Below are 22,747 nucleotides of genomic sequence, written 5' to 3'. Positions count from 1 at the left end.
ACGTGGAGCCAATCGTTGGTTTTACCCGATAAAACGAATAATCTCTTCCTTCGTTTGTCTGGTTTTCGCACGTGGTTCATTTTTCCGGTAGCCAAAAGCCACCATGCAGGCGACGCCGAAGCGTTCTCTGTCGAGGAGTCCCTCTGCCGCAAGGATATCCTCGACCTTTTCTTTTGCAAAGCCTTCAATGGGGCAGGAATCAATGCCGATCATGGCAGCAGACGTCATCATATTGCCAAGCGCGATGTAGGTCTGTCTGGATGCCCATTGGAACATAACCCGCTCGTCGTCAAACAGGGCGAAATCGTTTTTCAGGAAGTGATCGTAGGCAGAGCCTTTTTGCTGTACGACGTTCTCCGGCAAGTCCTGCGTGTCTTTCATGATATGTTGGATATACTCGGAATCAGCGGCCATTTCTTGTTTGGTCCGCGCAAGTACGATGACAAAATGGCTTGCGGTAGGCAGTTGCTTTTGCGCACCCCATGTAACGGGTAGCAGCTTTTCTCTAAGAGCTGGATCTTGCAGCACGAGGAAGTTCCATGGTTCAAAGCCAAAGGAGCTGGGCGACAGGCGAGCCGTCTCCATAATAAAATCAAAGTCTTCAACCGTAATTTTTTTAGCTGAATCAAACTCTTTGCAGGCATGCCTGAATTGATAAGCTTCTATGATTTGATCTTTACGCATGATGTCATCCTACTTTCGAATAAGTTTATGAAACCGTTGATAGAAATTGGGCGACTTCCTCAATGAGGGTCTCTCCCTGTTCCCACGGCACTAAATGTCCAGAGTTGATTTCACGATAGCTGGCTCCTTTTAAAAGTGTTTTACAAAACTGATCATACCGAATACACTAAAGAAAAGTAAGTACGCACTTTTTCGGTTAATACTTACGAAAAGGGAAGTGAGAGGGATGAAGAAGAGGCCATCGATGATGTACCTGTTAAATGGCAAGGAATATCCTTGCCCGATCGAGCTTGCCGTCTCGGTTTTTGCGGGAAGGTGGAAAATATCGATCATTTGTCAGCTACTCCGAGGGAAGAAAAGGTACGGTGAGTTAAAGAAAAATATAATCGGTGTGAATCATAAAATGCTGGCAGAACAATTGCGGGAGTTGGAGGAAGCAGGAATCGTCAAGCGTGAAGTGTATCCTGTCGTTCCGCCAAAAGTAGAGTACGAGTTGACCAAGCTAGGGCAAGGCTTGGGTCCAGTCATTGATTATTTGCGAGAGTGGGGAGCTCATTTTCAAACAGATACTACAGGAGAGTCTCTATCTAGTGCTCATGGGTCATGAATAATGCCACCACCTGAAAGGGTGGTTTTTTTTATTTTGTAACCTCCTTGTGGTTTTTCCGACTATTACATAGGACAAAAAACAAACACAAAATTCCTCAGGAGGGAACAACTGTGAAACATACAAAGAAATTGGCAAGCACGATTCTAATGGCAAGCCTGTTGGCGACAACTCCGCTATGGCTGAACACCCAACGATGACCGTACAAGCTGCGACCAATCAAGGGCAGGGAGTGAAGCTCTCATCAGCAGCAGGCTGCAACGAAAGCTACTTCTGGTTTATACGGTGGACACGATTTCAGGCTTTAGGATGGATGCAGTAACAGGAAAGGCATTCAAATGCAAGCATGCTCCATCCATTCCGTTTTATTAGTTAATTATAAAAAAAAACCTCCAATTTATAGAAAAAGTTAACATGTTACCAAAAATTCCCAATATTGTAGGTAAGGGTATTCTGGTAGTTCTGTATAGATGATCTGTCCATTCAGCCTATGTATGAATCTGGTGCAGTTCTCAACAGAATTTCCCGCATGCCATAGAAAGGGGGGCGATCTTCATGAATCTATAGAGGAACCATTCCCACAGGATAACCACTTCGAAAACAGGGGGAAGGTCTATGCAAAAAGGTTTTAAATACCTGTTCACGTCTGTTTTTTCTTTGATTTGTGTTTTGTACTTTCAAACGGATGTTTTTGCCGCACCCGCATACGATGGAGTTGTCAAAATGAAGCAACCGTCAGGTGAATCGTTTCAAGCCGTGATGCATGGAGATGAATGGTTCCATTGGGCAAGCACAAAGGATGGCGATGTACTTTTACAAGATCAGGAGGGGTATTGGAATTACGCTGAACTTACATCAGATGATCTGAAATCGACGGGATTAAAATATAAAATTGACGAAAAGCCTTCAGAAGCGGTAAATGAAAAAAATTTGATGGAATGGATAAATGAGTCCGACCCTCAAGCAAATAAAAAACAGGAGTTCATGAATGAGCTACAACAAGAATTTTCGGGATCGCCAGAAAATATTGACGGAAGTGTCACGCCAGTTTCAGGAAACCCAAAATTGCTTGTTTTGTTAATTGGGTTTACAGATGTTGATATCGCATATAGCTCCAACGATTGGAGCAACAAATTCTTTTCTGCAAATCAAAAGTCAGTAAAGCATTACTATAATGAAGTGAGTAATGGAAAAGCACAGATCACTCCAGCATCCGAAATATACGGTACGCAAAATGATGGAGTTGTGAAAGTCAGATTAGATTACGCTCATCCGGATACATCGGGAAAAGACATTAGGACGGTTATAACAGATGCACTGGATAAAGCGGATTCTGAGGTGAACTTTGCTAGTTTTGATACCAATAATGATCAAGTCATCGACTCCAAAGATGGCTTCTACATTGTAACGGTTCTTGCTGGTAATGAAGAGGCTAGTGGTGGTGCAGTGCCAAATATTTGGGCACATCAGTGGTATGCTCCCAACACCAATCATGATGGTGTTACAGTATCAGGTATGTATACGACGCAGGGTGAAAAACAATTTGGTCATATGGCAACGATGGGTATCACTGCTCATGAATTGGGTCATTCCTTAGGCCTTCCAGATCTCTATGGTGCTAATAATCATGTGAGTGGTCTAAGTATAATGGCAAATGGAACCTGGAATAATCTCCAAGGGGAAGAACCTGGAACTACACCCACTCATATGGATGCCTGGTCAAAAGTAAAATTAGGATTTGTAACACCAACTGTCGTAAATGCCACCAACAATTTTACGCTACAAGCCATCCCAAATAACTATAATGTTTTAAAGGTTCCTTTAAAGGATAATACGTATTTTTTAGTTGAGAATCGCGAAAAAGTTGGATATGATGCGAGCTTGCAAACAGATTCTGGTGGCATCGCGGTTTGGCACATTGATGAATCCATGAATAATAACACGAATGATCCTCATCCTTTCATTGACATAGAGCAATCCGTGAGCGAATACCAAGACCCATTCTATTACACGAATAATAATCATGCTGCTTCCTTTGGGCCAAACACCAATCCGAACAGTAATACCTACGCTGGAGAAAATTCGGGAGTAACGATTACGACGACAAGCACAAGTAATTCTGCCATGAATGTGGCAGTCACAGCAGGAGCAGGCAGTCTGATTCCGCAAACGAATTGGACGCTAAAATATGTAGACAGCGATGAATTGTACAATGAAGCCCCGAAAGCCTTTGATGGAAACAACAGCACGTTTTGGCACACAAAATGGAGCCCCGTAGCTCCAATGCCGCACGAGATTCAAATTGACTTGGGTGCAACGTATAGCATTTCCAAGTTCCGTTACCTGCCAAGACAAGATGGTCAAGTGAACGGAACGATCAAGAATTATGAGTTCTACGTCAGTAGTGATGGAGTGAATTGGGGGACAGCTGTAGCTACAGGAACCTTTGCAAATGATACGACGTTGAAAGAAGTCAGCTTTGCAGCCAAGACAGGTCGCTATATTAAATTGCGTGCCTTAAGCGAGGTAAACAATAACCCATGGACAAGTGTAGCTGAACTCAATGTATTTGGGCAATAATGAGAGTTTGGCACATTGGATGGATATTCGACTAACGAAGGTTGAGTAGAAGGATGAGGACACGAGCGGGAGCATCAGGTGAGGATGCTCCTTTTTTATAGTTGATTTTCATTATATTAATAAATACTTGAATAAAATTAAAGTTTTTATTAATATAATGAAAGACAGGAGGAGAGGCGATTCATGGAACGCGACGAAATTCCATCTTGGGTGTTAGCTCTGGACAAGGAAACCCTCGAATTTATCAGGAAGTTTATTATCAGTTCGGGCTCTCTCAAGGGTATGGCTGATGAATACGGTGTATCGTACCCAACAGTGAGGGCCAAGCTCGACCGAATCATTAAAAAGATCGAATTACATAGCAAGGAAGCGGAAGTAGAGTTCGTGCAAATGATCAAAAACCTGGTCATTGACGAACGGATGAGTTTGGAGGTAGCCAAGCTCGTTATTGAAAAATACAAACAAGAAAGAGATGAAAACAGATGAGTACGGGGATGATTCAATTTTTGGTTGGGCTCGGTATTGTGGGGATGCAAAATTTACTCGGCAGACTGAATCACGCTTATTGGGGGGCTATTTTCCCGGGCTTCTTTTTAGCGTACCTGGTCTACGGTTATATTACTGGTTTATTTAAAGAAGGCAGTGAACTGACACTGGTCTTGGTAGCAATTGGTGGCAGCGCGATTCTATCATTGGCTTGGTTGGCAGGCAGAAGAGCGATGAAGGCGAAGAGGAAGAAAGAGATGGAGAGAATGGAGCTGCTTGATTTGTAGTGACTGGAACCACCTGAATAGGGTGGTTTTTTGTTTTGATAATAGTAGCTGTTGTAGGGGAGATTCACGGAGATTAATACAATCTCTTCCCGTCTCAAAGTTGAGAAAACAAAAAACAGTCCCCACAGAATGTATTCCGCAGAGACTGTTTTCAAACTTCACACTTACTTCATAAATTTCGCTACCCCGTTATAAACCCAATCCGCCCCATCTCCCGCGGAGTGCTGAGTCAATTGCTCTGAACCGTTCATTTCTGCATACTGCTGTTCCTCTGCGGTAATCGGAATCATCCATAATAGATTCACAGGATCGCCCGCCATGAGCGGAAGTGGAATGGTCGGTGCATCCTCAGGCTTTACGAGCAGTATGGAGGAGAAACGGCTATCGACTTGACTGATTTCCTGGCACGGAATGGTGTGACCTTGTGCGAGGAAGGTCATATACGACCACGGCAGAGAGGTTTGGCCGCTGATGTAGGCCAGCAATTGCTGTTCGTTTTGGGCAAGCCATTTGGTTTCGCAGGCAAAGGCCAGTTCGAATCGGCGTAATTGCTCTGGTTCTTCTGTATACTGCTCGACTTTTGGCTGACGCAATATAGACACGCCGAGGGTCATTGCATAGGTAACGTCGCCTTTTTCGATGGTCACCAATGCTTTTGGGGGCCAATGACCGCCGTCGATGCCGTAATACTGTTTAACTGGGCCGAGAGTCGAGGTAATCGCGTCCATGAACTGCTGCTGGATGTCAGGCCAAGGGTTGCCATCCCAGCTCGTCCAAAAATGCTGGGCAGCCTCAATGCGGGCAAACATGGCGTTCGTTTCTGGTGTTCCCAGTGGAAAACATAAATGAGATTCTCCGGTGCAATCTCGCGCATACGAAGGATAGTGCGAGCCGTCCGGAGAAGGGCCAGCCCAGGCGGGAATCACACACAGCACCTTATCCTCATACAAAAGTGCCGCTGCATCGCCTTCCTCCAGCCAAACGATCGAGAGCTGTTCCGGGTCTAGCCTGTCTGCTCCATCCGGATGAGCGCAGCAATCGCGTGTAAGCATGGGAGCCTGACCATCCTGCATGGCCTCGAAATCGAGCGAGTCCGGTGCAGGTCCGTAATTTCTTACCCAACAAGAGCGAATGCTGGCATGCTCCTCACCGGGATAATCCCACAAATAAAAAAAGACGCCGTTCTCATCCTCTTCGACAAAAGCTTGAATCGGACAAATGGGAGAGAACTCCTCTAATAGGATGTTTTTCATAGGTTTCACCTTCAATCATCGTGGTAGATTCGCCGATAACTATAAAGATTTGAGCTTGATTAAACAGGGGTAGAATACCATAATTGACTATTGATTACAAAAAATTCAGCGCTTTGAAAATGTTTGCTCAGCAAAGGAGGTTGTCAGATGAATCAATGCACCATCTATGTCTCCATCCAGCAATGCGAGAAAGTCGTCGCTGCGATTGTCGAGGCTTTTCGTGATCAATTGGTAGAACTATCCGCAGACGAGTGGGCCGTGACCGTGACAGATAAAAAATGGTTTAGCAAGAGCAAGATCACCTTCAATCTTATGTGCGAGGATGATGACCAAGAAGAATTTCTCCAGATGAAAAAAGGGATGTACGGTTACTTCGCACAGATTGAAACGGCCCACGAGAAGGTCCAACAAAAGCTGTTGTACCAAATTACAGCGCTCAATGTGGCGGTAGGGATCGTAGCGAGCAAGGAATTCGACGAGAAGACGTTTGCGGCTATTATGGCGATTGCCGAAGAAGTGCACGGGATCGTCTTTCTCCCTACCGGAGACATGCTCGATAAACAAGGAAGGCTGATTCTCAATACGGCAGGAGAATCGGAAGTGGACGATTTTCTGGTGACGGTCAGCGTAGACCTGATCGATGGACATATTCAGCCCTCCCAGTCAGGAGATGCGCGCAAAGAGCGGAGCATCAAGCTATTGCAGGAGCAAGGCATTCCGTACATCTCGCATCTTCCTGTCATCGTAGGGGACGAGGATGCTGTCATCAGGAGCAAGGATGAGATGGTTCAGCGAGCGATTGCTCTATGTTTGATTGCGGTATATGCCGGAGGGATCGCTGAAAACGGACAAATCAAGGAAGAGCGGGAGTTCATCGAGGGAATTATTGAGCAGTTTGGCGCTGCTGAATTTTTTACGGAAAAAGAGAGAGACTTCTTGAATGATCCACAGCCAGACCGAACCGATATGATTCAGATGGCATGGATGTACGAATGCTACTGGGTACTGCTGTGGGCGCTCAGTTATGTGGAAGAACTCCATTTCCCAGATGAGATTTGTGATGTAAACACCGCGATTGACGCTCTCAGAAGCGCAGGTGACTATGACACCTTCTACGGCAATGCGGTTGTGAGAAGCAAACAAGAGATTCTCGACCAAGCAGATTTAATCTACCGCTATGACTGGGCATGCGTGGATGCGCGCATCAACAATCGCACGGTTGCGGGTGGTTTGAATGACGAAGTAGTCGTAGAAAGACACAGAGCATTGAATTGGCTGGTTCGTTACATGGAGGATGATTGGGATCATGTGTCGACGGATACATAGACTGTATTCACGAAAAAGTGGGGCACCTTGTGTGATCTTCTTAGCAGGAATGGGCGATAGCGGTGAGACATGGCAGATTGTTCAAGACCGTATCTCGCAGGAAGCGTCTACCTTATCCTATGATCGGGCGGGTATTGGCAGGAGTCCAGCGGCAGCGGTCGTCCCGCGAACTTGTCGCGATCTGGTCGAGGAGCTATACGATTTGTTGCAGGATATTGAGATGGAGGCGCCTTGTATTTTGGTCGGACATTCTTTTGGTGGTCTGGTCGCTAGACTGTTTGCTAGTCTATATCCGCAGCTTGTTTCGGGGATGGTTTTGGTTGACGCTGCTCCCGAATATAAGGAGCTCGCATATGAAAAGGTTTTGCCTGACAATTTGAGCGCAGCCAATCGAGAATATTACGAGAATCCGATGCGAAACAGCGAGAAGATTGATAAGATACGAAGCTACCAAGAGATCGTTGACTATTTTCGGCAAAGTGACATACCTGTCTCGATTATCACGAGAGGCTTACCGGACGTGTGGGACGAGGAATGGCCAAACGAGGAGATCTTAACCATCGAACAGCGTCTGCAAGCGGATTTCAGGAGACTTTCAACCTCAAGCAAGCAAAGAATGGCTACTCGCAGCGGGCATTATATTCATCACGATGAACCGGAGATGGTGATTGAGGAAATTTTGATCATGTTGAGGGGGATCAACACGTGAGCGATACAAGAACTCAGCTCATGAGAGATTTTCGTCAGTCGGACTCTATCAAAAAGCAGGCTTTGCGGTTATCGAGACACGAATTGCGGAATAGGGTAGTGGAAACGATCGCTATTATATGGTGAAAACGCTATAGAAGGGGTGTCGTTTACGATGGAACGGGGACGATAGATATTCTCAGAATTACTAGGACAGGTTTCTTCATCTCTACAAAGATGAAGAAGCCTGTCTTTTTATATATATTTGTGCAACTGAAAGATATCAGGAGATTATATGAGAGATCGATGGGGTCATGGTTTGTTGGTTTTTACATTCTTTGTTTTATCTTTATATGGTGTTGATTCTATCTTGATCTATGAGAAGTAAGTTTTATCATATAGCAATAAATTCAATACGTTATCGTCCTGATTTTGATATATATCCTTGAACCCAATAACAAGGAGGGCAGAACTAGATGAACAAGGAGGGCAGAAGTAGATGAACAAGAATGGTTACCAAACTGTAGATACTTCTAGTAAGAAGGTAAGATACCATGATCGTCTGTTGTATCAAACAATGCTTGGGGAGATTTGGGTGTTACCTAGGACGGTAACCGTCTCAAGAGGAGTATTCAGACTTGAGTTCGTATTTGATGACGATGAAGAAAAGCTTAATTTATTGGCGGGTGCTTCAAGAGTGACGAATGTCGAGGGTGAGGTAATCGTTTATTCATTCCCAATAATTGTGGAGGAGTGACTATAGTATCGTTATGAAGCAAAAGGAGGGATGCATTTGAATATATCACATATTGCAAAACTAACAGCCGCTTGCTCGATTGGATTTACAGCATTATTGGGGAGCCTCATTTTTTTATCCCCAAAAGTAGAAGCTGAACAGACACAAAATGCGAGCATTCAATCCCCTCTATTTAATCGATTAAGTACAGATGGAAAGTCCTATAGTGAATATATTGAAAAATATTCTCCTGTTATTTATCAAGATGTAAATGCTAATTACGATGAGAGAGCAGATTTACTATGGAAGCTATGGTGTGCCTGTGGCGATGGAAAAAATTAGTCACTCTGATTTCCTACGGTATCGTTTACATGATTCAAACGTAAAGCCAGGGCACGTTGGAATTGAAAACACGCCAGTTCGTTTATCAGGACGAACCCACCCAGAAGTATATATTTCTTCAAATGGAAGTACGGGCATGATGTGAGTGCTTTTACCGGTACCGAAGATGCTGGCAATGATGCGATTATTTATATATATGGCGGGAATCCATCTGGTGAGCCGAATCAATTTTCACCGAAATGGCAGCACACCTATCAATATGGAATCTTACCTATAGAGGAAATATGGAATAAAAAATATCAGTATAATAATACGCCATTTAAATCATTTGGAGTTTTTCCAAGTACAGTTGGAAACGGAAATGCAAATGCCCCGTGGAACTGGAATGACAAGGAGCAAAAAGAAGATGGCACTCTAGGAAGAGGAATCTTTTTCACGGACCCAGCCCATCTATTTGATATCGACTTTAATGGATTAGGAACATTTTCTCATGAATATGTGTACAATCCATATTGGACACATAAAGTGACAATTAAATCTGTTACTCCCAAAGCTTACAAGGACCCCGGAAATAATCTACCTGACATTTATGTTAATATTTCACCTGTAAATGGAGAGAGATATGTAGGAGAAAGAGTATGGATGAAAGATAATGCTGCTTTACATGTAGCACATCGTGTCAATTTTGGTGGTGACCAAAAAACAGCAAATAATGATTTGGAATAATATGCCAACACCATTCATATAGCAGTTTCTGATGATAATCCGCGATTGAAATTAGAAGTAGTGGAATATGACCCAAGTATATTAGACGCTGATGATAGTATGGGGTATATTGTATTACCGATAGACGAAGGTAATATTTCAGGAACAGCCGATACATCTTAAGCAATGATTGAATATGAGATTACATCGAATCCTTATTCCCAGTAACATATGAGGGTGTATATTTCTAAGCAACCTGAGTTTGGTATTCCTAAAGACTCAGGTTGTTTTCTTTTTTCTTACAATCTTGATTCTATCTTGATTTGTAAGCATTACCCTTCAATTCACAACGAGTATTCACAATATAAAAGCTATTCAAAATAATAAAGGGGGGGTTCGCTGGAAATGTTGTCTTGGCATTATGAAAAGAGGAGGGAAGGAATATGAATTTAAAGCATTTTAACAAATGTATAGCCATTGCTACGTTACTCGCGCAAGTTACGGTTGTGCTTCCAGCTACAACTTATGCAGAAACAGGAAATAAGAGAAACAATGATTCTTTAAATCCTGTAGAGAACCCAGCAACAGGTTTAGTAGGCTACTATTTTAAAGATAGCCAATTTAGAGATTTAGCTGTCATACAGCCAAATTCAACCAGTGAGTTGTATTTTCATCAAAAAGTAGAAGAAGAACTATCTACGCAAGAGAAGCAAGGTATTCAATCTGCACGATGGATCGGTTATATTATGTCTTCTCAAACAGATGAATATCAATTATCAACCTCTTCTGACGAAAATGTCATCATCCTGTTGGATGGCAATTCGATCATGAATCAATCTCCTATGAAAGACCATGTGAAATTGGAGAGAGATAAGTTGTACGAAATAAAAATTGAGTTTAGAGGTGAGTCTAATACGTTAGAAGATTTAGAACTTTTCTGGTCCACTCCTGATATAGAAAAGGAGAGGATTCCTGCTAAAAATTTATTCGCGCCAAATTTCTCAGAAAAAGCAGAGCTTCCCACAGAAGAATCCGAACATGCTTTACTTCCAAATGTTAGCTTATTTAATGACCATAGCAATTCAGATATCAATGTAGATACTGATGTCGAGGCAGATACTGATGTCGAGGCAGATACTGATATCGAGGCAGATATCGATGTCGAGGCAGGTACTGATGTCGAGGCAGATACTGATGTCGAGGCAGATACCGATGTCGAAGCAGATACTGATTCTGTTACGAAAGAGGAAGTTGGAAATTCTTTGAATTCTGATGCAAATCAACAAAAATCTAATCTAAGTAAAAATAGTGCAAACACTATGTTGCAAAGAATTCCAGTTGATTGGGAAGATCCTGTTACCGATTCTGATAGAGATGGTATTCCAGATGATTGGGAATTAAATGGATACACAGTAAGGAACAATGTTGTGACAAAATGGGATAATGCATTCAGTTCCCAAGGATATAAAAAATATGTATCGAATCCGTATAAGGCTCGAACTGCCTCAGATCCATATACAGATTTTGAAAAAGTAACCGGATATATGCCAGCAGCAACGAAATCAGAAGCTAGAGACCCCTTAGTAGCTGCATATCCAGCTGTTGGAGTTGTGATGGAAAAATTAATATTTTCAAAAAATGAAAATGTGACGGATGGTTCAAGCGGTTCAAAATCTATAAGTACAACGAAGACAGACACGAATTCAGACACGGTAAGCATTGGTGCGAAAATTGGTTTTTCTGATAAAGGGCTTAGTTTTGAATTTTCTCCTAGCTATTCCCACACTTGGACAACCAGTACCGCGGTACAGGATTCATCGTCCGAATCTTGGTCTAAACAAATTGGAATAAATACAGATCAAGCTGCATTTTTGAATGCAAATGTAAGATATTATAACACAGGTACTGCACCCATTTATGAGGTTCGCCCAACAACGAATTTTGTATTACAAAAAGCACAAGAATCTTTAGCAACGGTAAGATCTGGACCGAATCAAATAGGAAATAGTTTACCTCCAGGAGAGACATATCCAAGGAAAGGTCAAACGGCCATTTCACTCGATAGAGCAAGTGACACAGGAGTAGTGAGAATTTCCGTAAATGCAGCTCAATTGGATAGTATTCAAACACAGCATGAGACCATTGATTTAGAAACGACACAGAGTAGTGGACAATACGCCATATTAGATTCAACAGGAAATTCTGTTACAGATGCTAATAAGCAGTGGGATCCTATCCGATCTAATATTGATGCAACTTCAGCATCTTTCATTTTAGAAACGGGTAAGGAAACGCTAGAACGAAGAGTTACTGCAAGAGATATCAATGATCCGGAGGATAGAACACCTGAAATTACAGTCAAAGAGGCCATAAAAAAAGCATTTGGAGCTACTGAAGTAGGCGGTTTGTTATACTATACAGAGCAAGATACAGGTAAGAAAATCCCTATTCATGAAAGTGCCATTAATATTGTGGTGGATCAGAGAACAGAAACAGAATTTAATAGGCAATTAGATCAAATGCAACAGAAAAAAGTGTTTGATATCAAATTGAAAAGAGGCATGAAAATTACGCTTCTTATGCCTTTGAAGTATTATGATATGGAATCAACTACTGGTTTTAGTTATATGACTCATTGGTGGCATAGTGGTGGTTTTGCCCACACAGGATCTCATTATGGATCTATTAGCCCAGGTTCAACGGCATATCTAAATGAAAGTCTGAATTTAAAACCTTACACGTCTTATACAGTTCGTATGTGGATGAAATCATCATCAACAAGTCCACATAATGTTGGCATCCTTTTAGGGGGAGGGCAAGGTTTAAACGAAAGTTTTACCCTAACAGGAACAAGTAGCGAATGGAAATTATTGGAAATTCCTTTCAATACTAATAGTTCTCCAGAAAAATATAATGCACTGGCAATTCATAATACGGGTGGGACTGAATTATATATTGACGATGTTGCTATTTCAGAATGGCGTACAACAGAAAATCTTGTAAAAAATCATATTGTATCACGTTGGAATACTCCACAACCCGGATATTTTGACAGTGTAACGTTTTCTAAAGTTCCAAACACAACCGTACGTTACCAACTAGCTATAGATGGAAATTTGACGGGCATTAGACCTGCCCCTCAAGTAGATTCACAAGGTAAGCGAACGATCAACTTCAGAGATTTTATTAGTGAAAGTAGAATTTACGCAGGAAAACATATTGTCGTATATGCAGTAGATGAAAAAAATGACAATCTCAAAACAAAAGTGGCAGAAAATTGGGATCAAGATGATCAAAAAATCATGAATCAACTTCGACCTACTAGTATTTCTTATTTTTACAAACCGATTCATGCAGCTTATACCTTTGAAATACTGTCTGGAGCAAATGCACCACATGCGTTTTATAAAGTGATTAATTTAACAAAAAATACTACTCATGATTTGTGGGCTGTAGGACCAAATACTGCTGCATGGGCCGACTGGTTACCATACCATCCGGAAGATGAGTACGCGTTGGTAGCTGTGGTGGGAGGAAAAGAGTATTTCGTATTTAAAGACAAAGGGAAAAATATTGCTGGTGTTAAAGATGGTGTATGGCTATATGCGGACTCGAATTACCAAGGGAAAAACATAAGGGTTGATACTCATAATCCGAACATTGGTGTTTATTCCCCCATTAACATGAATGATTTGGTAAGCTCAGTTCGAATTGTCGGCTCATACGAAGTCATCTTATATGAACACATGAACTTCCAAGGGAGATCAATAAAGTTAACTGGAAATGCTGTGAACTTAAAAGATTTTAACTTTAATGACACAGCAACCTCTATTCAAATCTTTAAGCGGTAGTATACGCAGATTCCCTATAAAAAATGTTTTTTACCTCGGACGGGATGTAAATAGGAACCCCTGATCGCTATGAAACGGGATTCCTAGGACATTCCGTTTCTTTTTTAAAGCATAACATTTTCCATAAAGGGGACATTACTTTTAAGAAATCAACTCAGAATAAATAAAGGAAATTCATATGGATACCACTATAAGATCAATTCAATTCGGGCAAGTAATGATGATTTTTCTATTGTCTACTGGTCTAATGAATCATGTCACTGTTCTACCATTTTTATTAAGTTCAGCAGGAAGAAGTTCTTGGATCTCCGTTTTGGTTGCCGCTGGATTGATTTCCATATGGGTTCCACTTATTCCGTATATCATGTGGAATACGAACATGGAACCGTTATATACCTGGGTGCGATTACGATTTGGCCGGATTGTATCATTATTGCTCCTAGTTCCGGCCATGATTTTTGTGTTTCTTTTGGGAACCGTTACTTTGCTTGATACGATTGCATGGATAAAAACCATGATGCTACCCAATACACCCGTATGGTTTCTGGCAATTTGGCTCATTCTTGCTTGCGCATGGGCGGCAGTGTTAGGTTCCAATGTCATTGCCAGAGCCTCTGTTTTTCTTCTCCCATTCGTGGTCATCTTAGGTTTTTTTGTAAGTACCGCTAATATACCTCGCAAAAATTATTCTCACTTGTTACCGATTCTGGAGAACGGCTATACATCGATTTCACAAGGATTGATTTATATTTGCGGAGGCTTATTGGAAGTTGTTTTGATTCTATTCCTGCAACCCGTTCTTATCAAAACACCAAAAACAAGTAAACTCATCATTCTCGTATGGTTGCTCTGTGGTCTTACTCTTGGTCCTTTAATCGGGTCCATTGCTGAGTTTGGCATTGTCGAAGCGAGTAAACAACGGTTCCCGGCGTTTGAAGAGTGGCGATTGTTGCAAATAGGTAAGTATATTGATCATGTCGATTTTTTGTCAGTATACCAATGGTTGGCTGGAGCTTTCATTCGAATCGCTTTGGCCTTACTCATCCTAAAAAATATACTCCCTCATCGTTCTGTGAAAAGAAAAAATGGTACCGTTCTAGGGTTTGCATTTTTGATGTTTGTCATTACCTGCCTTCCATACAACGATAAATCATTCTATGATTTCCTAGCTCAGTGGTATTTTCCTGCTACAGTATGGTTTGCGCTTCTGTTCTCCTGCATTCTTTTTGCACTTATTGTTATAAGCAAGAAAAGAGGAGTGAATTCGGGATGAAGGAAAACTTCCTCGATAGAATGGAAGTACTTATGAATTCATGCGCTGACGTGCAAAAGCAGCAATTTTCCGATTATGGTCAGAGTGTGCACTTGTTTTACCAGGCGGCCTTAATCGATATGAAGCATTTCCGCGAGTTTGTTGTTCCGAGACTCATTGATCTGTTGGAAAAAGGCGAAGCAGGTTGGACAAGATTTCAGCACGAAATGGGTGCTACAATTTTTGTGCCAACTCTTGAAGATAGTGAGATTTCCGCCAATCTCTTTAATGGGAAGCTCCTCGTTTATTTGGAAAAGGAATCTTCCATAATAAGTTTGGACATAAGTAGAAAACCTGCACGCAAACCGGAAGAAACCCCTGTTGAACCTACAATGCGTGGGGCTCGCGACGGTTTCGTAGAGGAACTGGATACAAATATCGCGCTTGTGAGAAAGCGCCTATCTACGGAGAAGCTGAACGTGCAAATGTTTACTGCGAATGGCTTGCAGCGAACTCGCGTGGCTTTATTGTACGTTTCGGATCGTGTGTCCCCAGAGACTCTCGATGTCATTCGGAAAAGACTTCTAAGTCTACAGAACACAACTTTAACCGGGGGAAGTGGCCGATTAGAAGACCTCGTATCGGATTACCGTTATTCTCTTTTTCAATTGAATGACTATACGGGACGGCCAGACTTTGCAGCTGAACGATTGCTTCGAGGAAAATTTTTGCTAATTTTCGAGGGCACTCCGACAGTTACCATTGGCCCCTCTACGTTAGCTGATCAATTTCTCAGTCCTGAGGATTCATACTACCATTATATTGTTGCGACTGTCGGACGATTCATCCGCTTTATCTGTTTTTTCATTGCTTTCTTTACCCCGGGTTTCTATGTTGCCTTATTGACGTACAATCAGGACCAAATCCCGTTTCCGCTTTTGGCGACAATTGGTTTATCAAGGAACGGACTACCGATTCCAGCTATTGCAGAAATGCTGTTGATATTGATTCTGTTGGACATGTTCAGGGAAGCCATAGCACGCCTTCCGACTCCTATTGGTTCTACGATCACGGTAGTGGGGGGATTTATTATTGGTGACGCCGCATTAAGATCAGGAGTATTATCTCCAGGTATGACGTATATTGCTGCTTTTTCATTCGTTGCGGGCTCTACGATCGTTAATATCAGCCTTCAGGGGGCAGTTAGAATTCTGCGCTTGTTTGTTCTTATCTTCTCAGCATGGTTGGGCATTTACGGGACCATCTTGGCCCTTCTATTTCTCTTGTTGTATTTGTTGAATTTACATTCGTACGGGTCTCCCTTTTTCCCATCAGCTAACATTAATTTGAGAAATGGATTTCTCCGATTCATTCGACTTCCATTTTCTAAAAATGGATTGTCGGCTAGTAAACATTCTGAAGGTGGAGAATAACGATCATGAAAAAATTAGCGCTTGTCTTCGTTATTTCGTTCCTATTCACCTTTACTCTAGAGGGCTGTTGGGATGCCAAAGAAATCCAAAATCAAAATTATATCACAGCCTTTGGTGTCGATTACAAAAATGGATACATGGAGGCCTACGTCCAAATCTTGAACTTCGAGAGCACTGGTAAAACCGAAGGGCTGATCTCGCAAGCGAAGATATCGGTAGGTAGAGGACGGGGAGCGACGTTTCTTGACGCAGTGGAACAAATCGCGAAAAGTAGCCAGCGACGCGAATTCTGGGGACATGTATATGCCATTATTATCAGCGAAAACATCCTTCGAGAGGGAAAATTACCGGAAATCATTGAAGAGGTAACTCGTCATCGAGATATGCGGTATTCAAAATGGGTATTCGCAACAAGAGAGAACTTGAATGAGTTGTTATCTACCCATGCGCTGTTTGATACAAGTAACCTGGATAGCCTTTTGAATAACCCGCAGGATCAGTATCGACAAATTTCCAATGAACATCCACTCTACATGAATGATCTGATTGCGGAGATGAATGAACCGAATTCGACGGTATTTATCCCAGCAATTGCGCTTACTTCGAAGACCTGGACAGAGGATATGAAAGTGACTTCTATGCTTAAATTGAATGGACAGTTCATCATGAGTGGATATCGCTATAAAGGCTGGATTAGTCATAGTGAGGCAAACATGGGGCGCTGGACATATCGAAATTACAATCAATCTATCATAACAATCAAGCAAGATTTAAAGCCTGTAGCTACATTGGGCGTGAAAAGATCCGATTATGATATTCAAACTAAAGGGGTTCAGGGAAAGCCTCGTTTTGAGTTGGTGTTGTCTTTGACAGGGACCCTTTTTCAGAAGCAACAGGATATATCGCTTGACAGAATCGAGAAGCTTGCTGAACAAACCGTCGAGAAGGAGTTGAGGGAGTTTTACAATAAAGGCTTAGAGTTAAATGCGGATTTTCTTCAACTAGGAAGTCATTTATTTAAAAGCAATCCGAAAGAATGGAGGGAACACAGTGTTAATGGAAGCCTTCCGTTGAAACCTACAACCCTTGAAAAGGTGAATGTTCGAATCAATCTCACAGATGGACAAAGATATAAATTTCGAAGGTAAGAGGAAGTTAGCTGTCGGGAGAGGATTTGGAGCTTTCAAATATACTTATTTCAAAAGGAACCAAGGTCCTTTTCTTATAGAGAAAAGTGCCTTGGTTCCTTTTTGAAGGAATTCTGTAAATGCTCCTTGAGTATGTGAATGATCTTTATATTCTTTATTTAATCTTTATACGATTTTGATTCTATCTTGATTGGCAAGAGTTACTTTCTACAATTAATAATACATTTTCATAGCGTAATACTGCACAAGATCGACCTTTGTACGTCTGTAGTTTAATCGTAGGTTCGGTGGTATTTGCTAAAGGCTTGCAGAATCACCTAAGATCTTCCTTTGTTCCTATATTGGCGAGCATGCTATAGTTGGAAGTAATTGCCGCTAGTTCCCCATCACGTTCAAACGCAATCTTTTTGTAGGGAGTAAAAAATGAAAAAGCGAATACTGATTATAGAAGATGAGGATATCTTGCGTGAAATTATTAAAGATTATTTATTAGATCAGGGCTATGATGTGCAAGATGCAAAAGATGGAAAAGAAGCGTTAACTTATTTTCAAGAATATGAATTTGATTTAATTATCCTCGATATTATGCTTCCCGAAATAGATGGCTGGTCTGTTTGTAGACGTATTCGAAAGACCTCCAATATTCCAATTGTCATGCTGACTGCTCGGGTTGACGAAGATGACACGTTGCTTGGCTTTGAACTCGGGGCAGACGATTACGTAACAAAGCCGTACAGTCCCAAAGTACTGCTTGCGAGGGCAAAGCGTCTGCTGGACAGCCGCAGCCGCCAAGTTATTTCACCTCAGGACACATTATCTGTCTGCGGCATAAGCATTCACAGTTCTTCGCGTACTGTCTTTGTGGAAGGAGAAAATATAAACGTAACGTATACCGAATTTGAAATCTTAGCCTATTTGATGCTTAATCAGGGCATTGCTATTACGAGGGAACAGCTGATTATGAAAATATGGGGTTATGAATACGTAGGGGACGATCGTACGTTGAACACACATATTCGCAACATTCGTCACAAGTTGGGTGATAGAGGGAGACACATAACAACCGTTGTCCGGGTTGGCTATAAATTTGAGGTAAATATATGAGAATCGGCATCGTATGGAAATTGTTCCTATTGACTACCATCTTATGCATGCTCATTCTTGCAACCATTTATTTAGGACAAACAATCTTTTTTAAGCAATATTACGAAAATCGTAAACTGTATAATATTGAAACCAGCATCAAAAAATTTGGAGAAGATTACGTAAAGAGCGAAGGCAACGTAACTGCCATTATGAAACTGGAACAAGATTTTTACCGATCAAACAATGCACTAATCACTACGCTCGACAGTAATGGGAACTTACAGAACGTCTCTGACTCTTTCGTAGATGTTAAAATAAGCAATTCCCCATATAATAAAGAGCTCGCGAATACAGTCCTCAGGATCCCCCTCTACAATCTTGTTAAAGTTAATGAGGGGGTAGATCCGAATACGACCATACGTCCAGGAACAAAAGTCATGATTATAGCAATCAAGAAGAATAACTCTTATATTCCAATTAAAATACAAGCAAATAATAGCAGTTATTGGGGTAACGAGCTAATTTTGAAACAATTAAACCCAACCTCACTCAAGTTAAAATTTGCGAGCGATACGATGGTGATGCTTGACGGAATCATCGATAAAATCCAGGACACCACCGGAAATATTGATTCAAACTTTAAAAATACCGATATGTTGTTCATGGAGAAAATTAAAAAATTCCAGGCAAACCTCTTGCTCAATGAACAAAACCCAAGCCTGGTTTCGATGCGATCAACGGAAATGATATATGGTAATGTAAAGTATTATATGTTCATTGACTCGATTCAAGATAGGGATGGTTCGACCGTGTACGTGTGCGCGATTGCCTCACTGCAGCCAGTTGATGAAGCGGTTCAGATGATGAACGAATATTATGGTTACCTCGTTGTTTTAGCGATGTTGCTCATTCTGCTTGTTTCATTTTACTACTCGAAAAAAATCTCCCGACCACTGCTACAAATCAATAAAACCACCGAGAAGATCGCAAATCTCAATTTTTCCGAACTTGTGCCTATAGCCTCTAGTGATGAGATCGGTGATTTGTCAAAAAATATCAATCGGTTATCGAAGACGCTACACTCATATATAGAAAAGTTGCATCTGGACATTGAAAAAGAAAAACAGTTGGAAAGAACGAGGAAGGAATTTATTTCGGACGTCTCTCATGAGTTGAAAACACCACTAAGCATCATGAAGAGTTGTGTCTCTATTTTAAAGGATGGCGTTGCTTACGATAAGCGAGAGCATTACTTCGAAGCGATGGAAAAAGAAGTTGATAAGATGAACTTGATGATCGTAGATATGCTGGAGCTTGCCAGGTTTGAATCAGGTACCTATAAGATGGAGATGGATATTTTTGAAATCGATAGGGGAGTCGAGCAAATTTGTGAGCAATTATCACATAAAATGAAACAAAAGCAACTTCAAGTACAACTACAGCTTCCCTCCGTAGAAGTCATCGCTAATCAGCATCGCATAGAACAGGTCATTACCAATTTTATAACAAATGCCATTCGTTATACACCAGAGAGGGGACACATTTATATTTCGCTGATGATAGAAAGTGAATGGGTGAAAGTGAGTATTGAGAACAAGGGAGCTCACATCTCAGAAGCCCAATTGGATAAAGTATGGGACCGCTTCTATCGAGTAGATACGTCACGTAAGCGTGAGCAAGGAGGTTCCGGACTAGGGCTCGCCATTTCTAAGAACATTCTCGAACTGCATAACGTTCCATATGGGGTTGATAATACAGAAAATGGCGTTTTGTTTTACTTTTATTTGAAGAAGCGGGTTTAGTTGACCAATGCATGAATGGAAAGGGTTACTTCTCACACGTGCAGCCATGGTATTGACTCATTAATTTATCAGGCCGGTCATTTAGTTATTATCATTCGTTGTTAATAGTGTGAATAGTCTGTAAGATATGGTCAACCGTGCAATTCGCCGTACCATATGTAGCGCCTTTTATCCAGCTAACAAGCATAAGCATAGACATTTCTCTCTATTGTTTATTGGAGATTCATAGGCCCTGTACTCGTTGTAACTCGACCCAAATTAGGCACCGGACATGTTCCGGTGCTTTTTTGTTTACTTGACAACGATAAAACGATGCATCATTATGTTTATTAAATACCAAACAAAAAGATGTTTTGTTTATTGGTTTAGTCAATGTGAAGTGAGGGAGCAACCATGGATCGAGAAGAACTGAAACAACTGAAACAACTGTATAAAGAATCGAAAACGCAGGCCGGGGTGTATCAGATCAAAAACACCCAAAACCAAAAAGTCTGGATCAGCGCCACCCGCAATCTCAAGACGATGAACGGAAAGCTGTTCACTCTCAAAATGGGTTCGCATATAAACAAGCAGCTTCAACAGGAATGGAATGAGTACGGAGAAGAGGCATTCGTATTTGAAGTGTTGGAGGTTTTGAAAAAGAAGGAAGACGGATACTTTGATGAAAAGGATGCCCTGAAGAAACTGGAACAAAAATGGCTCGATCAGCTCCAGCCATACGGAGATCGCGGATACAACCAGGAAAAAAAGAAAGAACAATAATCATACGAAAAGAGGGAAAAGAAATGAAAATACCTACTACCTTGAACCATAAGCCTGTTGTGGTGTCGGATAACTATGAGCGCGTGGATGGCAGATTAGCCAGGAATACAGATGCGAAAGCACTTTCTCTGGGAGTGGTAGAGGGCAGCTCGAGAAGAAAGGTCGATCTATCAGCTAAGGTATGGAGATGCACAGGAGAAGAATGGACAAAACAATCGGAGGAACTGCCTCTCCATCGGGTTCTTGATATGTCCATACTGATTTGTCGGTCTTTGGCACACTTTCGCGACGCATACAGATATGAGCATTATTATGACCCGCAGGAGCCTGTCATCGACCGGGTTGCCTTGCAAGGGGATGCAATGAACGTGGCGATATGTACGGACAATGAGAGTCTTCATGAAGATATTAAGCTGTTCAGCCAAGCGCTGAGCAACGACGATGAGATGATCAGCGAGCGTCTGCGCGCCTTGTCAAAACTATTAAAAGATATGGGGTATTGAAATGTTTTCCAATGTTTATATTCGAACGATTATCCTCTCCCGTGTGCTGCTACATTTGGGGATTTGGATCCGGAATTATGCCGTTCTACTTTTCGTTAGTGAATGGACGAATAATGATCCGGTTTATGTATCACTGATTTCGGTTGCGGAATTCGCACCCATTTTTCTATTCGGCCTTATTGGTGGTACCTTTGCTGATCGATGGCGGCCGAAACGGACAATGGTTTGGAGCGATCTGCTGTCTGCCGTGTCCGTAGCGGCTGTGTTGCTTGCACTCACGAATGGTGGATGGATGGCACTTCTCATCGGAACCTTTATTTCCGCCAGCCTGTCTCAATTTTCTCAGCCCTCAGCCATGAAGCTGTACAAACGTCATGTGCCAGCTGAACAATTGCAGGGCGCGATGGCAATGTCCCAAACGCTTGTCGCTGTCTTTACGGTTTTAGGTCCGGTCATCGGCACGTTTATTTTCATACAGTTTGGAATTACAGTTTCCCTGATTCTGACAGCTATTCTGTTCCTAGGGTCTTCCTTTATATTAGCGACACTTCCCCGTGACGCGGAGGAACCGAAGTCTGACGATGCCGGCGGCTTTATAAAGGAATTGAAGGCCGGGCTGCGCTATATCGGGTCCAATCAATCCTTACGAACTCTCTGTTTAACTTTCTGCGCTGTCGGATTAGCGTCAGGTCTGACACAGCCACTTCAGATCTTTCTTGTCATCGAGAATTTGGGACAGGACAAACCATTTCTACAGTGGTTGGTTATGGCCAATGGGGCAGCCATGTTGGCAGGAGGAGCCATCATAATCGGGATGGCCAAAAAGGTGAGGCCACAGATGTTGCTCATGGTAGGCTTGCTTGTCACGGCCGTTTGTACGATGGGAATAGGCGCATCTACAATGATTTGGCTGACCATTGCTCTATTAGTGATCAGTGGTTTCTTTTTCCCTTGTATTCAAAGCGGAATCCAGACGCTACTTGTACGTAACACAGAAGGGGCGTTTATTGGCCGGGTATCTGGTACGATCACGCCTGTTTTTATGGGGATGATGGTAATTGGCATGTTTATATCCGGCTATCTGAAGGAGACGTTCTCGCTGGTTGCGGTATATGTGGTGAGTGGTGTTTTGATTATGATCGGTGCGTCGTTGTTGCTGCCTCTTCTTGTGGAGAAAAAGGGAAAAGATCAGAGTGGACCAGCGCTATGAGGGGAGT

Annotated in this window: 20 protein-coding genes and 2 pseudogenes; 20 read left to right on the top strand and 2 right to left on the bottom strand. The window is 42.0% G+C overall.

The window, feature by feature from the left end:
• Positions 1–21 precede the first annotated feature (21 nt).
• On the bottom strand, positions 22–684 hold the full coding sequence (locus ACQ5DJ_RS00670; RefSeq protein ID WP_429840747.1) for an NAD(P)H-dependent oxidoreductase: 663 nt from the start codon (positions 682–684) through the stop codon (positions 22–24).
• 226 nt (positions 685–910) lie between these two features.
• On the opposite strand from ACQ5DJ_RS00670, the gene ACQ5DJ_RS00665 reads away from it, so the two are divergent.
• From ACQ5DJ_RS00665 to ACQ5DJ_RS00650, 4 genes are all read left to right on the top strand, one after another.
• Positions 911–1,291: a winged helix-turn-helix transcriptional regulator gene (locus ACQ5DJ_RS00665; protein WP_429840746.1), complete on the top strand. Its 381-nt coding sequence runs from the start codon at positions 911–913 to the stop codon at positions 1,289–1,291.
• 615 nt (positions 1,292–1,906) lie between these two features.
• Positions 1,907–3,871, top strand: a complete 1,965-nt coding sequence (locus ACQ5DJ_RS00660) for a M6 family metalloprotease domain-containing protein (RefSeq protein ID WP_429840745.1) — start codon at positions 1,907–1,909, stop codon at positions 3,869–3,871.
• Between the two features lie 183 nt (positions 3,872–4,054).
• The gene (locus tag ACQ5DJ_RS00655; RefSeq protein ID WP_017251752.1) at positions 4,055–4,357 is read left to right on the top strand and encodes a DUF2089 family protein; all 303 of its coding nucleotides are present in this window, start codon (positions 4,055–4,057) and stop codon (positions 4,355–4,357) included.
• Positions 4,354–4,644: a hypothetical protein gene (locus ACQ5DJ_RS00650; RefSeq protein ID WP_429840744.1), complete on the top strand. Its 291-nt coding sequence runs from the start codon at positions 4,354–4,356 to the stop codon at positions 4,642–4,644. The genes ACQ5DJ_RS00655 and ACQ5DJ_RS00650 overlap by 4 nt, the downstream gene beginning before the upstream one ends.
• A gap of 164 nt (positions 4,645–4,808) precedes the next feature.
• Here the strand turns inward: ACQ5DJ_RS00650 and ACQ5DJ_RS00645 are convergent, their stop codons facing one another.
• The gene (locus ACQ5DJ_RS00645; protein ID WP_429840743.1) at positions 4,809–5,897 is read right to left on the bottom strand and encodes a suppressor of fused domain protein; all 1,089 of its coding nucleotides are present in this window, start codon (positions 5,895–5,897) and stop codon (positions 4,809–4,811) included.
• Positions 5,898–6,044: 147 nt separating this feature from the next.
• Between ACQ5DJ_RS00645 and ACQ5DJ_RS00640 the strand changes: the two genes are divergently transcribed.
• The 16 genes and pseudogenes from ACQ5DJ_RS00640 to ACQ5DJ_RS00565 all read left to right on the top strand — a co-directional run bounded on the left by ACQ5DJ_RS00640 (position 6,045) and on the right by ACQ5DJ_RS00565 (position 22,740).
• Complete coding sequence (locus ACQ5DJ_RS00640; protein ID WP_429840742.1) at positions 6,045–7,223, top strand: DUF4272 domain-containing protein; 1,179 nt, start codon at positions 6,045–6,047, stop codon at positions 7,221–7,223.
• A complete protein-coding gene (locus ACQ5DJ_RS00635; RefSeq protein ID WP_429840741.1) occupies positions 7,204–7,932 on the top strand; it encodes an alpha/beta fold hydrolase in 729 nt (242 codons plus the stop codon). Before ACQ5DJ_RS00640 ends, ACQ5DJ_RS00635 begins: the two co-directional genes overlap by 20 nt.
• 477 nt (positions 7,933–8,409) lie before the next feature.
• Positions 8,410–8,667 carry a hypothetical protein gene (locus ACQ5DJ_RS00630; protein ID WP_429840740.1) on the top strand — a complete coding sequence of 86 codons (258 nt, stop codon included), beginning with the start codon at positions 8,410–8,412 and terminating at the stop codon, positions 8,665–8,667.
• Between the two features lie 36 nt (positions 8,668–8,703).
• The gene (locus ACQ5DJ_RS00625; protein ID WP_429840739.1) at positions 8,704–8,988 is read left to right on the top strand and encodes a hypothetical protein; all 285 of its coding nucleotides are present in this window, start codon (positions 8,704–8,706) and stop codon (positions 8,986–8,988) included.
• 141 nt (positions 8,989–9,129) lie between these two features.
• Positions 9,130–9,714: a hypothetical protein gene (locus ACQ5DJ_RS00620; protein ID WP_429840738.1), complete on the top strand. Its 585-nt coding sequence runs from the start codon at positions 9,130–9,132 to the stop codon at positions 9,712–9,714.
• 422 nt (positions 9,715–10,136) lie between these two features.
• Positions 10,137–12,956, top strand: a pseudogene (locus ACQ5DJ_RS00615) (binary toxin-like calcium binding domain-containing protein); the annotation flags it as partial.
• Positions 12,957–13,268 (top strand): annotated as a pseudogene (locus ACQ5DJ_RS00610) (hemolysin BL-binding component precursor); the annotation flags it as partial. It lies immediately after the preceding pseudogene.
• The gene (locus tag ACQ5DJ_RS00605) at positions 13,266–13,544 is read left to right on the top strand and encodes a beta/gamma crystallin-related protein (protein ID WP_429840833.1); all 279 of its coding nucleotides are present in this window, start codon (positions 13,266–13,268) and stop codon (positions 13,542–13,544) included. The pseudogene ACQ5DJ_RS00610 and the gene ACQ5DJ_RS00605, both read left to right, overlap by 3 nt.
• A gap of 178 nt (positions 13,545–13,722) precedes the next feature.
• Positions 13,723–14,817, top strand: a complete 1,095-nt coding sequence (locus ACQ5DJ_RS00600; protein WP_429840737.1) for a GerAB/ArcD/ProY family transporter — start codon at positions 13,723–13,725, stop codon at positions 14,815–14,817.
• Positions 14,814–16,229 (top strand): spore germination protein, encoded by a 1,416-nt coding sequence (locus ACQ5DJ_RS00595; protein ID WP_429840736.1) that lies wholly within the window; start codon positions 14,814–14,816, stop codon positions 16,227–16,229. The genes ACQ5DJ_RS00600 and ACQ5DJ_RS00595 overlap by 4 nt, the downstream gene beginning before the upstream one ends.
• 5 nt (positions 16,230–16,234) lie before the next feature.
• Positions 16,235–17,377, top strand: coding sequence for a Ger(x)C family spore germination protein (locus ACQ5DJ_RS00590; protein ID WP_429840735.1), 1,143 nt, complete (start codon positions 16,235–16,237; stop codon positions 17,375–17,377).
• Between the two features lie 423 nt (positions 17,378–17,800).
• Entirely contained in the window at positions 17,801–18,481 is a 681-nt protein-coding gene (locus ACQ5DJ_RS00585; protein ID WP_429840734.1) for a response regulator transcription factor, read from the top strand.
• Positions 18,478–20,265 carry a sensor histidine kinase gene (locus ACQ5DJ_RS00580; RefSeq protein ID WP_429840733.1) on the top strand — a complete coding sequence of 596 codons (1,788 nt, stop codon included), beginning with the start codon at positions 18,478–18,480 and terminating at the stop codon, positions 20,263–20,265. Before ACQ5DJ_RS00585 ends, ACQ5DJ_RS00580 begins: the two co-directional genes overlap by 4 nt.
• A gap of 393 nt (positions 20,266–20,658) precedes the next feature.
• Positions 20,659–21,027 carry a GIY-YIG nuclease family protein gene (locus ACQ5DJ_RS00575; protein WP_429840732.1) on the top strand — a complete coding sequence of 123 codons (369 nt, stop codon included), beginning with the start codon at positions 20,659–20,661 and terminating at the stop codon, positions 21,025–21,027.
• Between the two features lie 23 nt (positions 21,028–21,050).
• The gene (locus ACQ5DJ_RS00570) at positions 21,051–21,530 is read left to right on the top strand and encodes a DUF6530 family protein (RefSeq protein WP_429840731.1); all 480 of its coding nucleotides are present in this window, start codon (positions 21,051–21,053) and stop codon (positions 21,528–21,530) included.
• Between the two features lies 1 nt (position 21,531).
• Entirely contained in the window at positions 21,532–22,740 is a 1,209-nt protein-coding gene (locus tag ACQ5DJ_RS00565; protein WP_429840730.1) for an MFS transporter, read from the top strand.
• Positions 22,741–22,747: the final 7 nt, after the last annotated feature.

Origin of the sequence: Brevibacillus sp. FIR094, assembly GCF_050477165.1 — a bacterium.
Classification (GTDB): domain Bacteria; phylum Bacillota; class Bacilli; order Brevibacillales; family Brevibacillaceae; genus Brevibacillus.
The sequence above is the reverse complement of the archived record's forward strand: the minus strand, read 5'-3'. Positions and strand labels throughout refer to the sequence as shown.

What these genes read in the sequence shown, in the direction of transcription:
- ACQ5DJ_RS00640 (WP_429840742.1), top strand. Translation starts at nt 6,045, where the DNA reads ATGAATCAATGCACCATCTATGTCTCCATCCAGCAATGCGAGAAAGTC.
- ACQ5DJ_RS00565 (WP_429840730.1), top strand. Translation starts at nt 21,532, where the DNA reads ATGTTTTCCAATGTTTATATTCGAACGATTATCCTCTCCCGTGTGCTG.
- ACQ5DJ_RS00580 (WP_429840733.1), top strand. Translation starts at nt 18,478, where the DNA reads ATGAGAATCGGCATCGTATGGAAATTGTTCCTATTGACTACCATCTTA.
- ACQ5DJ_RS00650 (WP_429840744.1), top strand. Translation starts at nt 4,354, where the DNA reads ATGAGTACGGGGATGATTCAATTTTTGGTTGGGCTCGGTATTGTGGGG.
- ACQ5DJ_RS00570 (WP_429840731.1), top strand. Translation starts at nt 21,051, where the DNA reads ATGAAAATACCTACTACCTTGAACCATAAGCCTGTTGTGGTGTCGGAT.
- ACQ5DJ_RS00630 (WP_429840740.1), top strand. Translation starts at nt 8,410, where the DNA reads ATGAACAAGAATGGTTACCAAACTGTAGATACTTCTAGTAAGAAGGTA.
- ACQ5DJ_RS00655 (WP_017251752.1), top strand. Translation starts at nt 4,055, where the DNA reads ATGGAACGCGACGAAATTCCATCTTGGGTGTTAGCTCTGGACAAGGAA.
- ACQ5DJ_RS00595 (WP_429840736.1), top strand. Translation starts at nt 14,814, where the DNA reads ATGAAGGAAAACTTCCTCGATAGAATGGAAGTACTTATGAATTCATGC.
- ACQ5DJ_RS00590 (WP_429840735.1), top strand. Translation starts at nt 16,235, where the DNA reads ATGAAAAAATTAGCGCTTGTCTTCGTTATTTCGTTCCTATTCACCTTT.
- ACQ5DJ_RS00575 (WP_429840732.1), top strand. Translation starts at nt 20,659, where the DNA reads ATGGATCGAGAAGAACTGAAACAACTGAAACAACTGTATAAAGAATCG.
- ACQ5DJ_RS00670 (WP_429840747.1), bottom strand. Translation starts at nt 684, where the DNA reads ATGCGTAAAGATCAAATCATAGAAGCTTATCAATTCAGGCATGCCTGC.
- ACQ5DJ_RS00635 (WP_429840741.1), top strand. Translation starts at nt 7,204, where the DNA reads ATGTGTCGACGGATACATAGACTGTATTCACGAAAAAGTGGGGCACCT.
- ACQ5DJ_RS00585 (WP_429840734.1), top strand. Translation starts at nt 17,801, where the DNA reads ATGAAAAAGCGAATACTGATTATAGAAGATGAGGATATCTTGCGTGAA.
- ACQ5DJ_RS00600 (WP_429840737.1), top strand. Translation starts at nt 13,723, where the DNA reads ATGGATACCACTATAAGATCAATTCAATTCGGGCAAGTAATGATGATT.
- ACQ5DJ_RS00660 (WP_429840745.1), top strand. Translation starts at nt 1,907, where the DNA reads ATGCAAAAAGGTTTTAAATACCTGTTCACGTCTGTTTTTTCTTTGATT.
- ACQ5DJ_RS00645 (WP_429840743.1), bottom strand. Translation starts at nt 5,897, where the DNA reads ATGAAAAACATCCTATTAGAGGAGTTCTCTCCCATTTGTCCGATTCAA.
- ACQ5DJ_RS00665 (WP_429840746.1), top strand. Translation starts at nt 911, where the DNA reads ATGAAGAAGAGGCCATCGATGATGTACCTGTTAAATGGCAAGGAATAT.